Here is a 12,041-nt window from a genome sequence, read left to right as displayed (position 1 = left end):
TCGTGCAACCTGCCCGTTAGGAGAGCGATGTGACGTCCGCCGCTGCCGCCTTTGCGCCCGCCGCCTGCGTTTCACCGGTTTCGTCCCTCGCGCATTTCGGCTTTCTGACGCTGCCGAATTTTTCGATGATCGCATTCTCGAGCGCGGTCGAAGTCCTGCGCATGGCGAACTACGTCGGGCGCGCCGATCACTACCAGTGGTCGATCTATTCGCTCGACGGCGCGCCGGTGCATGCGAGCAACGGCATCGCGGTGCGGCCGACGCAGGCGCTCGACCCGGAACGCTTGCCCGACGTGATGATCGTCTGCGGCGGCATCCGCATCCGCGACGTCGTCGACGAGGACGCGCGCGCGACGCTCGGCTGGCTCGCCGAGCGCGGCCTGCCGCTCGGCGGCATCTGCACCGGTGCGTACGCGCTGATGTCGAGCGGGCTGCTCGACGGCTACCGCTGCACCGTCCATTGGGAAAACCTGTCGTCGCTGCATGCGGAGTTCCCGCAGGTGCGTTTCGCCGACGAGCTGTTCGTCGTCGATCGCGACCGCCTGACCTGCACCGGCGGCACCGCGCCGCTCGACCTGATGCTGAACCTCGTCGGCGCGCGCTTCGGGCAGCAGCTCGCCGCGCAGGTGTCCGAGCAGTTCATCCTCGAGCGCATCCGCAGCGCGACCGATCCGCAGCCGATTCCGGTCGATGCGCGCGTCGGCTTCTCGCGCGCGGAGCTGATCGAGGTCGTGCGGCTGATGGAGGCGAACATCGAGGAGCCGCTGTCGCTCGACGAGCTCGCGCGGCTCGTGCGGCTGTCGCAGCGGCATCTGCAGCGGATGTTCAAGGTCTACCTGAACGTGTCGCCGACCCACTATTACCTGACGCTGCGCCTGAAGCGCGCGCGCGACCTGCTGCGCACGACCGACGCGTCGATCGCGCGCGTGACGACGGTCTGCGGGTTCCATTCGCCGTGTCATTTCAGCAAGGCGTACCGCGCGCAGTTCGGTCATGCGCCCAGCGTCGAACGCAGGCTGCCTGGGCGCTGAACGGCGCTGATCCATTCGGCCCGTGCGCCGCCGGGATCGCGGCGAACGGCTTCTATTCACGATCCCGGATTTCACGCGAACGACAACACTTTGAGGAGAAGAAAGATGAAGCGACTACTGATCGCAGCGGCATGTGGTGTCGGGATCGCCGCCGCCGCGCCGGCGACGGCCGTGTATGCGGCCGATCCGCCGGTATGCAAGACCGTGCGCTTCGCGGACGTCGGCTGGTCCGACATCGCCGCGACGACCGGCCTCGCATCGACGATGCTGCAAGGCCTCGGCTACACGCCGACCAAGACGATCGCATCGGTGCCGATCACGTTCGCGGGGATCAAGAGCAAGCAGATCGACGTGTTCCTCGGCTACTGGTCGCCGACGATGGACCCGATCATCCAGCCGTTCACGAAGGCCGGCACGATCAAGGTGCTCGCCACGCCGAACCTGACCGGCGCGAAATACACGCTCGCGGTGCCCGACTACGTGTACCAGGGCGGGCTGAAATCGTTCGCGGACATCCAGAAGTTCGCGGACAAGCTGAACGGCAAGATCTACGGGATCGAGCCCGGCAACGACGGCAACGCGCTGATCAAGAAGATGATCGACGGCAACCAGTTCGGGCTCGGCAAGTTCAAGCTGGTCGAGTCGAGCGAGGCCGGGATGCTGGTCGAGGTGAACCGCGCGATTCGCGACAAGCAGTGGATCGTGTTCCTCGGGTGGGAGCCGCATCCGATGAACGTGCAGATGAAGATCGACTACCTGACCGGCGGCGACGACGTGTTCGGCCCGAACTACGGCGAGGCGAAGGTGCTGACGGCGACGCCGCCCGACTACGCGCAGCGCTGCCCGAACGTCGCGAAGTTCGTGTCGAACCTGCAGTTCACGACATCGATCGAGAACCACGTGATGGTGCCGATCATGAACAAGGAGGAGCCGAACAAGGCCGCGGCCGCATGGCTGAAGGCGAACCCGCAGGCGCTCGACAAGTGGCTCGCGGGGGTGACGACGATCGACGGCAAGCCGGGGCTGCCGGCGGTGAAGGCGTATCTCGGGGTGCGTTGAGCGAGGTCGTACACGGCGCGCCGGCCGAATGGTCCGGCGCGCCGGACCTCGCGCGTTACCCGAAGCGCACGCAATAAACCGGCGGCAGATGCGCGGACACCTGACGCCAGTTCTCGCCGCCGTCGCCGGACGTCCATAGCCCGCCGGTCGTCGATCCCATCGCGAGGCGCGTGCCCGAGTCGTCCACTGCGAGCCCGTGCCGATACACGAGGTCGTACGCCGGCGCCGGCGGCAATCCGTTCGAGAAACGCTCGAACGTGCGGCCGCCGTCACGGGTGCGCGTGACGACGAACTGGCCGTTCACCGGAATCCGGCACGCGTCTTTCACGGCGGGCACGAACCATGCGGTGTCCGGCTCGCGCGGGTGCACGGCGACCGCGAAGCCGAAGCTCGACGGCTGCGCGTCGATGCGCTGCCAGTGCGCCGCGCCGTCGGTCGAGCGGAAGATCGCGCAATGGTGCTGCGTCCACAGCACGTCCGGGTTGGCCGGGCATTGCACGACGCGGTGCGGGTCCTGCACGTTGGCGTCGCCCCGCCGTTCCGGCGGCATGTAGTCGGCTTCCATGCCGTCGGCGCTCACGCGCCAGGTCGCGCCGCCGTCTTCGGTCTGCCAAACGCCGCCGCACGACACGCCGATCGACACGTGCCGGCTGTCGCGCGGATCGACCATCACGGAATGGATGCCCGGCGCGTCGTAGCCGCCGCCGAACCATTCGCGGCGCTCGGGGCGATCCCATAGCGCGCGGTTGAGCGTCCAGGTGTCGCCGCCGTTGTCGGAACGGAACAGCCCGCCGGGGATCGTGCCGGCCCATAGAACGCCCGGTTCGTCCGGGCCGCCGGTTTCGAGTGACCAGATTTGCTGGAGCGTCCACGGCGCGCGCGGCGCGGCGGGCGCTTCGGCATCCGTATTGCCGGCGCCCGCGTCGGCCGGCTGCGGCGGATAGACGGGCACCGCGCATTCCTCCCATTCGTCCGCATCGGCACGCCTGCGATGCAGCTTGACCCCGAAATGGCCGAGATGGAGCGCCGCATACAGCGTGCCGTCGCGCGGATCGGCGAGCGTCATGCCGACCGGCTCGCCGATGAAGTGCGGCTCGCCGAGCGACCAGCCGCCGTCGCCGTCGGCGTGCAGCACGAACAGGCCCTTGCGGGTCGCGACGAGCAATCGGTCGTTCATGTCCGGTGTCTCCTGTGGGCTCGGGCGCGGCTGGCTGCGCCGCGCATGCGCCCCGTTATCCGCCCGACAACGCCTGCACGACATAGACGCGGCTGGCGTCGTCGAGCGTATCGGACAAGTGTTGCCGGTCGCGTACCGGATGGCCGTCGATGAACACCGACAGGTGCTTTCTCAGCGCACCCTGGTCGTCGACGATGTAGCCGCGCAGCCGCGGCTGCGCGGCGAAGGCCGTTTCCAGCGCGTCGCGCAGCGTGCGCGCGTCGATGTCGCGCTCGGGCATGTCGACATGCCGTTGAATCGATGCCGCGAAGAAGAGGTGTGCCATGGCAGGGGCCGGCAGCAGCGTGCGGGGGACGGTCTGTAGTTTAGGCGATCGTTCGGCAAATCGAGCAGGGCATCAGCCCGCTTCACCGGGCCGGCCGGCGACGCCATGCGCTTGCTGCGCCGCGCAACGGCCGGCGCGCGGCGCGCCGTTACGCGTACTTGTCGCCGACCGTGCTGCGGATCGGGTAGGTGTCGTAGATGATCGTCATGCGCTCGATGAGTCCGCCGTCGTCGAACTCGAATACGTCGACGCATTCGAATCGAACCGAGGAGCCGTCCTTCAGTCCCCAGTCGTAGACAAAGTAACCGGTCGCCCGACGCGCGCCGGTCGCGCTGACGCAGATGTCGATCGTCGTGATCCTGCTCTGCCCGGACGCCGACTCGACCTTTTCAAAGAAGGGCCCGGGTTCCATCCAGCCGAGAAACGGCGAAAAAATCCGCGCGCCCGGCGTGAACAACGCGCAGATCGCAGCGGTGTCGCCGCGCTCCAGCGCCTTCAGGTAGGTATCCACCTGCCGCGTGTATAGTGCGTCGGACGACGAAATCATGGTATTTCTCCGCTGATGATGGACCGGCCCGTCGCGACTGCCGTCGCGCGCCGGTTCCACCACGATAGCGATGCACCGATGACCGAACCATCGAAAAATCCGCAATCCGGGCATGCGCCGCATGCATACCCGCTGGCCGATCTCACGCGTTCGCTGCCTCCGTTGACGGCGTACCAGGCGTTCGTCGCGGCCGCGCAACTCGGCAGCATCAGCAAGGCCGCCGACCATTTGTGCCGGACCCAGGGCGCGGTGAGCCGTCAGGTGCAGCAACTGGAAGCGCATTACCGCTGTGCATTGTTCGTCCGCCATGCGTCGGGCTTGACGCTGACCGCCGAAGGCGGCGCGCTGCTGGCGGTGGCCGTCGACGTGCTCGCCCGACTGGCGCGACACGCAGATGCGCACGCGCAGGCCGCGTCGGTCCTCACGCTGCGCGTGCCTTCCACGTTCGCGGTGCGCTGGCTGCTGCCGAGGCTCGCGGCGCTCAACCGTGCGTTGCCGCGCACCGAGCTGCGCATCCATACGTCGGCGGACGACACGCCGGATTTCACCGAGGCCGACGTCGATGCAATCGTCGTGCGCGGCAGCGGAACCTGGGCGGGAATGGCGGCCGTGCCGCTGTTCGACGAATGCCTGACGCCGATGTGCACGCGCGAGGCCGCTGCGTCGTTGCACGCGATCGACGATCTCGCGCGGGTCACGCTGCTGCATCCGGCGCGCAACCGCGACGAATGGCGATGCTGGCTCGGTGCGCTCGGCGCGACGCAGATCGACCCGGCGGCCGGGCTCGTATTCGATACCCTCGAACTGACGCTCGCGGCGGCGGAGCAGGGGCACGGCGTGGCCATCGGCGATCCGCGGATGGCGGCCGACCGGCTGGCCGCCGGAACGCTCGTCACGCCGTTTCCGCAGGTGGTGCGCAACGGCCTCGGCTACTACCTGGTTCATCCGGTGCAGCGCGCCGCGCAGCCGGCGATTCGCGCGCTCGCCGATGCGCTCGCGCAGCTCGCGCGCGAGGACTGACCGCTACGCAGGTGCGCCCGGTGGGCCGCTAAACGGGAATCGAGCGCCCGCGGATGCGGATCCCGAGCCGCACGACACCGATCACCGCGTTCGACAGCCACCTCAGCGCGCGCGGCATCCCGCGCCGGCGGATGTCGAGCAGCAGCACGATCCGTACTTCGCCGCTGTCGTTCCACACCTCGTGCTGGAACGTGTCGTCCCACAGCAGGAAGCGGCCTTCTTCGAGCCGGTATTCGCGGCCATCGATCTTCAGCACCGCGGCGGGCGAGCCGTCCGCGCGCCTCGGCATCGACAGCACGAGATAGCCGCGCACGATGCCGCGAAACGGGCCGCGATGCGGCGGGATGTGCTTGCCTGGCGCGAGGAACGACAGCGACGCGGACAGCACGTCCGGCGACGCGGCGACCAGCGACGCGACGGTCGGGCAGCGCGACAGGTTGCGCGGAAACGGCTGCCCGTATGCCTGCATGATGAACATCCGCCAGTCGCGCGCGTCGTTCGCGGAGATGTCGCGCTGCTCGCGCATGATCTCGTGAAAGCGCGGGATGCGCGGCATGTCGCGCGCCACGGCCAACGCCTCTGCCTGGATGTCGCGCCATGCGCCAACGAAACGCACGGCATCGGGAAACGCGGCCGTGTCGAGCACCGCGCCGCCGTCGATGTGGCGGTCGTAGAGCGTACGGAGCAGGCCGGCAGCGTACTCGTAAGCGACGGACATGATCGGAGGGCGATCCACGAGGTGTCGTCAGTCTGCCCCACGCGCGGTGGAGCGTGCGTTACGTCAGGTTACACCCGCTGACGAAAGAATGACAGTGCGTTCGAGATGCGGCGCCGCGAATGAATGGCCACCATGCGTCGTCGGACCGGTGGTCATGCGCGCGCTCGTCGATTGGCGCAGCGATCGAATATGAAGCCGCAACGGCCAGGGGCCGCGACGTGCGTGGGCGGGTGCCCCGACGCCTGCATCGGCCCAGGTGCTGTCGCGCGCAGGTTTGCGACGCGCCGATCGGTGCGGCGGCGGCCGGTGTGGCCGGTAGAAGGGGGAAGGCGGGGATTCGGCGGAAGATCGCGACCTTGGCCGCCGTGCATAGGTACATGGGCACATCGACGATGCGGTAGCAGGCCGACGCCAGCCTGCTACCCGGTGCCGGCGCGAGCGCGTCCCGCGTCGGCGCTACGGCATCGAGCATGCCGTTCGCGGCATGCTCACCACGGCATCATCCGCTGCATGGTCTGGTCGCGCAGCACGAAGCGATGCGCGAGTGCGGCCGCGACGTGCAGACAGATGCCGGCGAACAGCACCCACGCGAGCACGCCGTGCACGTCGCCCATCGCGTGCCCGAATTGCGATCCGGCTTCCGACAGCGCCGGCAGCGGCAGGACGCCGAGCAGCGTGACGGCCCATGCGCGCGACGACGCATTGATCCAGCCGAGCAGCGGCACGACGATCAGCAGCGCATAGAGCGCGAAATGGGTGGCGCCGGACAACTTGCGCATCGTGGGCGACAGCGTGTCGGCGGGCGGGCGATGCGTCACGCGCCACAGCACGCGGCACACCATCGCGGCGACCAGCGCGGTGCCGACGAGCAGGTGTGCGGCGATCAAGCCGACCGGTTGCGTATCGCGATGCACGTCGGGCATCGTCCAGCCGATCAGGTACTGCGCGACGATGAGCGCCACGATCAACCAGTGAAGAAGACGTGCGACGACGTCATAGCGTGCGGGTGTGGACATGGAGGCTCCTGTCAAGGCGGTGGGGATCGTAGGTATCGACCGGATTCTACGGCGGGATCGTTAACGAAACATTAAGCGTTCGGCAGCGCGCGCCGCCGCCGGTCCGGCGCATGACGCACCAGCTGCACGACGGCGTCGCCGCTCGAGCACCCCGCGCGCGAGACTGTCGTTCATCGTCGACGAGATACGGGAATTACAGGTACGGCCGGAGCCAGCCGAGCCCTTCGGACGTGCCGGCCTTCGGACGATATTCGCAGCCGATCCAGCCGTCGTAGCCGAGCGCATCGATCAGGTCGAACAGGTACGGATAGTTCAGCTCGCCGAGATCAGGCTCGTGACGCTCCGGCACGCCCGCGATCTGGATGTGGCCGATGCCCGCGAAATCGCGCTCGAGCTTCATCGCGAGGTCGCCTTCGACGATCTGGCAGTGGTAGCAGTCGAACTGCACCTTCAGGTTCGGCGCGCCGACTTCCGCGCAGATCGCATGCGCATCGTCCTGCCTGCTGATGAAGTAGCCGGGCATGTCGCGCTGGTTGATCGGCTCGACGAGGATCGTGATGCCGTGCGCGAAGGCGGCCTGCGCGGCATGCGCGAGGTTCGCGACGTAGGTCGCGCGATGCTGCGCGCGGTCCTGGCCCGGCGCGATCAGCCCGGCCATCACGTGCAGCTTCGTGTTGCCGAGCACGCGCGCATAGTCGAGCGCGGTGTCGATGCCGCGCCGGAACTCGTCCTCGCGGCCCGGCAGCGACGCGATCCCGCGCTCGCCGGCGGCCCAGTCGCCGGGCGGCGCGTTGAACAGCGCCTGCGTGAGGCCGTGCTGGTCGAGGCGTTCGCGGATGTCCTCGGCGGCGAAGTCGTACGGGAACAGGTACTCGACCGCCTTGAAGCCGTCGTGAGCGGCGGCGGCGAAGCGCTCGAGGAACGCGTATTCGTTGTACATCATCGAGAGGTTGGCGGCGAAGCGTGGCATGGCAACGGGTCCAGGAAGTGAATGGGGCGGGGCAGAGGGCGCCCCGCGTCGAATGTCGGTTCAGCGGTTCAGCGGTTCACGAGCCGCGCGCCGCTCGTGCACGCGCGATCGCATGCGCGCACAACCAAACGGCAGGCGCGCCGGTCAGTCCGGGATGTCTTCGACTGAATCGGCAACGGCAACGGCAACGGCAACGGCATCGGCCGCCACGCCGGCGTCCACGGCTTCGCCGCCGCGTTCCCGATAAGCCGCCGGCGGCACGCCGAACTGCTTGCGGAACTCCCGCCCGAGATGCGATGCGTCGGCGAACCCGCAGCTCGACGCGATGTCGGCGACCGTCCGGTCCGAACTCGTCAGCAGCCACGCGGCCGTGCGCAGCCGCACCTGCTTCGCGAACGCCTGCGGGCTCTTGCCGGTTTCCGCCTTGAACAGCCGTTCGAGCTGGCGCGCCGACAGGTCGAGCTTGCACGCGAGCTCTTCGAGCGGCAGCGCGCGCCCGACGTGCTGTTCCATCAGCAGAATCGCGCGCTTGACCTTCGGGTGCGTCGCCGGTTCGAGGCCCGGCGGATGCGGCTGCGGCGCGTTGCCTTTCTGCATCTCGCCGACCAGCAGGATGCGCAGCGCCTTCTGTACGGTTGCGTGGTCGAAATGGCGCAGCAGGATCGCGGCGGCGACGTCGATCGACGCGCGCCCGCCCGAGCAGGTGATGCGCCGCCGGTCGATCACGAACAGCCGGTCGGCGATCAGCAGGTCGGGGTCGGCGGCCGGGAAGCGCTCGATGAAATCCCAGTAGTGGAACCAGCTCACGCAGGTGCGATGCCCGTCGAGCACGCCCGCGCGCATCAGCGTGAACACGCCGGTGCAGATGCCGACGACCGTCGCGCCGCCGGCGGCCGCGCGACGGATGAAGCCGAGCGTTTCCGGCCCCGCCTGCGGCCCCGAATGCAGCAGGCCGCCCACGACGACCACGTAGTCGAACGGCTCCGCATCGTCGAAGGTTTCCCACGGCGTGACCTGGATCCCGCAGCTTGCGCGCACCGGCGCGAGGGTTTCCCCGATCACGCTCCACGCGCAGCGCACCGGCTTGCTGTAGTCGCCGTCGTCGGCGGACAGCCGCAGCATGTCGACGAAACCGGAGAACGCGGTCAGCGTGAAGTTCGGCAGCAGCACGATGCCGAAGCGGATGCGTTTCGGCGCGGGTTCGGCGAGGGGGGAAGCGGGTACGTCGGGTGTCATCGCGGCAAATCTCGTCACGGCGCGCCGGGGCGGCCAGGTCTCACTTTCTACAGGGGCGGCACGGGCGGCGCGGATGCCCCAGCGTCGCCGATCGATGGCGCGCGCACTTGCGTTTTTCCGTCGGGAACCATCGTCAAAACGCACTTTCGGGCCAGGCGGCGCGGCGCTTGGCGGCGGCGTCCCACGCCGATGCCGTTTTTGTTCTATCGGCCGATTTTACGCTTTGGTGTACTGGCGTCCAACGTCGTCCAACGTCACTTCACGTGTGTCCATCCAGAGGAAGCCAGATGAACGTCAGCGTCTTCGACCTGTTCAAGATCGGCATCGGCCCGTCCAGCTCGCATACGGTCGGCCCGATGATCGCCGCTTGCCGCTTCGCATCGCATATCGAGGACGCCAACCTGCTCGGCTTCGTGCGGCGCGTGCGGGTCGAGCTGTACGGCTCGCTCGGCGCGACCGGCAAGGGGCACGGCACCGACAAGGCGGTGCTGCTCGGCCTCGAAGGCCATCTGCCCGATTCGATCGACCCGGACCTGATCGAGCCGCGCCTCGCGGAGATCCGCGCCGGCAAGTCTCTTTCGCTGCTCGGCAGGCAGGCGGTCCGCTTCGACGAGAAGGAGCACATCGGCTTCTACCGGAAGCTGATGAGCGGCACGAGCATCGTGCATCCGAACGGGATGCGCTTCCAGGCGTTCGACGAGCACGGCCAGCTGCTCGTCGAGAAAGAGTATTACTCGATCGGCGGCGGCTTCGTCGTGAACCGCGACGGCGACCGCGTGAACGGCGTGCGCGCGGCGGCCGAGGTGCCGCATCCGTTCCGCACCGGCGACGACCTGATGCGCCAGTGCCGCGAGCACGGGCTGTCGATCGCCGAGCTGATGCTGCGCAACGAATGCGCGCTGCGCTCCGAAGACGAGGTGCGCGCGGGCCTGCTCGCGATCTGGCGCACGATGGCCGCGTGCGTCGAGCGCGGCTGCAAGGTCGAGGGCGAGCTGCCGGGCCCGATGCGCGTGAAGCGCCGCGCGGCCGAGCTGTACGGGCGGCTGCGCGCGCGTTCGGAGGAGTCGCTGCGCGACCCGCTGTCGATGCTCGACTGGGTCAACCTGTACGCGATGGCCGTCAACGAGGAGAACGCGGCGGGCGGGCGCGTCGTCACCGCGCCGACCAACGGCGCGGCCGGCGTGATCCCGGCGGTGCTGCACTACTATGTGAAGTTCGTGCCCGGCTCGAACGAGGCCGGCATCGTCGAATTCCTGCTGACGGCTGCCGCGATCGGGATCATCTACAAGGAAACCGCGTCGATCTCCGGCGCGGAAGTCGGCTGCCAGGGCGAGGTCGGCGTCGCGTGCTCGATGGCCGCGGCCGCGCTCGCCGCGGTGATGGGCGGCACGCCGGACCAGGTCGAGAACGCCGCCGAGATCGGCATGGAGCACAACCTCGGGATGACCTGCGACCCGGTCGGCGGGCTCGTGCAGATCCCGTGCATCGAGCGCAACGCGATGGGCGCGATCAAGGCGCTGAACGCATCGCGCATGGCGCTGAAGGGCAACGGCCAGCACTACGTGTCGCTCGACTCGGTCATCAAGACGATGCGCGAGACGGGCGCCGACATGAAGACGAAATACAAGGAAACGTCGCGCGGCGGTCTGGCCGTGAACGTCATCGAATGCTAACGAAGGGTCCATCAAAATGAGCCGCTACTCGATATTCAGCCTGTTCCGCAACGGCCTCTCGTATCACGAGAACTGGGAAAAGCAGTGGAAGAGCCCGGAACCGAAGAAGGAATACGACGTCGTGATCGTCGGCGGCGGCGGCCACGGCCTCGCGACCGCGTACTACCTCGCGAAGGAGCACGGCATCACCAACGTCGCGATCCTCGAGAAGGGCTGGATCGGCGGCGGCAACACCGCGCGCAACACGACGATCGTGCGCTCGAACTACCTGTGGGACGAGTCGGCCGCGCTGTACGAGAAGGCGATGAAGCTGTGGGAAGGGCTGTCGCAGGACCTGAACTACAACGTGATGTTCAGCCAGCGCGGCGTGATGAACCTCGCGCACACGCTGCAGGACGTGCGCGACACCGAGCGCCGCGTCAATGCGAACCGGCTGAACGGCGTCGACGCGGAGTTCCTGACGCCCGCGCAGATCAAGGAAATCGAGCCGACGATCAACCTGAACAGCCGCTACCCGGTGCTCGGCGCGTCGATCCAGCGGCGCGCGGGCGTCGCGCGCCACGATGCGGTGGCCTGGGGTTTCGCGCGCGGCGCGGACCGCGCGGGCGTCGACATCATCCAGAACTGCCAGGTGACGGGCATTCGCCGTGAAGGCGGCGCGGTGGTCGGCGTCGACACGGTGAAGGGCTTCATCAAGGCGAAGAAGGTCGCGGTGGTCGCGGCCGGCAACACGACGACGCTTGCCGACATGGCCGGCGTGCGCCTGCCGATCGAAAGCCACCCGCTGCAGGCGCTCGTGTCCGAGCCGATCAAGCCGGTCGTCAACTCGGTGATCATGTCGAACGCGGTGCACGCGTACATCAGCCAGTCCGACAAGGGCGACCTCGTGATCGGCGCGGGCATCGACCAGTACACGGGCTTCGGCCAGCGCGGCAGCTTCCACATCATCGAAGGCACGCTGCAGGCGATCGTCGAGATGTTCCCGGTGTTCTCGCGCGTGCGGATGAACCGCCAGTGGGGCGGCATCGTCGACGTGTCGCCGGACGCGTGCCCGATCATCAGCAAGACCGACGTGAAGGGCCTGTATTTCAACTGCGGCTGGGGCACGGGCGGCTTCAAGGCGACGCCCGGCTCGGGCTGGGTGTTCGCGCACACGATCGCGCGCGACGAACCGCACCCGCTGAACGCGCCGTTCGCGCTCGACCGCTTCTACACCGGCCACCTGATCGACGAGCACGGCGCTGCCGCCGTCGCGCACTGAACCCGACG

At 68.2% G+C, this 12,041-nt stretch carries 12 protein-coding genes; 5 read left to right on the top strand and 7 right to left on the bottom strand.

Translation table 11 applies throughout. The features are described from left to right. Window positions 1-29 precede the first annotated feature (29 nt). Window positions 30-1,031, top strand: coding sequence for a GlxA family transcriptional regulator (locus WJ35_RS27710; RefSeq protein ID WP_060234805.1), 1,002 nt, complete (start codon window positions 30-32; stop codon window positions 1,029-1,031). A gap of 105 nt (window positions 1,032-1,136) precedes the next feature. After that, window positions 1,137-2,090 (top strand): choline ABC transporter substrate-binding protein, encoded by a 954-nt coding sequence (locus WJ35_RS27705; RefSeq protein ID WP_069240467.1) that lies wholly within the window; start codon window positions 1,137-1,139, stop codon window positions 2,088-2,090. A gap of 55 nt (window positions 2,091-2,145) precedes the next feature. Here the strand turns inward: WJ35_RS27705 and WJ35_RS27700 are convergent, their stop codons facing one another. The 3 genes from WJ35_RS27700 to WJ35_RS27690 all read right to left on the bottom strand — a co-directional run bounded on the left by WJ35_RS27700 (window position 2,146) and on the right by WJ35_RS27690 (window position 4,139). Beyond that, window positions 2,146-3,267, bottom strand: coding sequence for a WD40/YVTN/BNR-like repeat-containing protein (locus tag WJ35_RS27700; protein ID WP_069240466.1), 1,122 nt, complete (start codon window positions 3,265-3,267; stop codon window positions 2,146-2,148). A gap of 55 nt (window positions 3,268-3,322) precedes the next feature. Further along, entirely contained in the window at window positions 3,323-3,592 is a 270-nt protein-coding gene (locus WJ35_RS27695; RefSeq protein ID WP_011880820.1) for a MoaD/ThiS family protein, read from the bottom strand. Between the two features lie 148 nt (window positions 3,593-3,740). Next, the gene (locus tag WJ35_RS27690; protein ID WP_069240465.1) at window positions 3,741-4,139 is read right to left on the bottom strand and encodes a nuclear transport factor 2 family protein; all 399 of its coding nucleotides are present in this window, start codon (window positions 4,137-4,139) and stop codon (window positions 3,741-3,743) included. Between the two features lie 78 nt (window positions 4,140-4,217). Between WJ35_RS27690 and WJ35_RS27685 the strand changes: the two genes are divergently transcribed. After that, window positions 4,218-5,159 (top strand): LysR substrate-binding domain-containing protein, encoded by a 942-nt coding sequence (locus WJ35_RS27685; RefSeq protein ID WP_069240659.1) that lies wholly within the window; start codon window positions 4,218-4,220, stop codon window positions 5,157-5,159. Between the two features lie 28 nt (window positions 5,160-5,187). Here WJ35_RS27685 and WJ35_RS27680 read toward each other — a convergent pair whose 3' ends face one another. From WJ35_RS27680 to WJ35_RS27665, 4 genes are all read right to left on the bottom strand, one after another. Further along, window positions 5,188-5,877: an aspartyl/asparaginyl beta-hydroxylase domain-containing protein gene (locus WJ35_RS27680; RefSeq protein ID WP_069240464.1), complete on the bottom strand. Its 690-nt coding sequence runs from the start codon at window positions 5,875-5,877 to the stop codon at window positions 5,188-5,190. A 488-nt stretch (window positions 5,878-6,365) separates the two neighbouring features. Beyond that, on the bottom strand, window positions 6,366-6,893 hold the full coding sequence (locus WJ35_RS27675; protein WP_059462665.1) for a cytochrome b: 528 nt from the start codon (window positions 6,891-6,893) through the stop codon (window positions 6,366-6,368). Between the two features lie 193 nt (window positions 6,894-7,086). Further along, window positions 7,087-7,863: a 2-oxo-tetronate isomerase gene (otnI, locus tag WJ35_RS27670; protein WP_069240463.1), complete on the bottom strand. Its 777-nt coding sequence runs from the start codon at window positions 7,861-7,863 to the stop codon at window positions 7,087-7,089. A gap of 144 nt (window positions 7,864-8,007) precedes the next feature. Further along, window positions 8,008-9,099, bottom strand: coding sequence for a GlxA family transcriptional regulator (locus tag WJ35_RS27665; protein WP_069240462.1), 1,092 nt, complete (start codon window positions 9,097-9,099; stop codon window positions 8,008-8,010). A gap of 287 nt (window positions 9,100-9,386) precedes the next feature. On the opposite strand from WJ35_RS27665, the gene WJ35_RS27660 reads away from it, so the two are divergent. Together WJ35_RS27660 and WJ35_RS27655 are read left to right on the top strand one after the other, a co-directional pair. Continuing rightward, window positions 9,387-10,772, top strand: coding sequence for an L-serine ammonia-lyase (locus tag WJ35_RS27660; protein WP_059929526.1), 1,386 nt, complete (start codon window positions 9,387-9,389; stop codon window positions 10,770-10,772). 16 nt (window positions 10,773-10,788) lie between these two features. Then, window positions 10,789-12,033, top strand: a complete 1,245-nt coding sequence (locus WJ35_RS27655; protein WP_010089369.1) for a sarcosine oxidase subunit beta family protein — start codon at window positions 10,789-10,791, stop codon at window positions 12,031-12,033. The last annotated feature ends 8 nt before the right edge of the window (window positions 12,034-12,041 follow it).

Origin of the sequence: Burkholderia ubonensis (genome assembly GCF_001718695.1) — a bacterium.
Taxonomy (GTDB): domain Bacteria; phylum Pseudomonadota; class Gammaproteobacteria; order Burkholderiales; family Burkholderiaceae; genus Burkholderia; species Burkholderia ubonensis_B.
The sequence above is the reverse complement of the archived record's forward strand: the minus strand, read 5'-3'. Positions and strand labels throughout refer to the sequence as shown.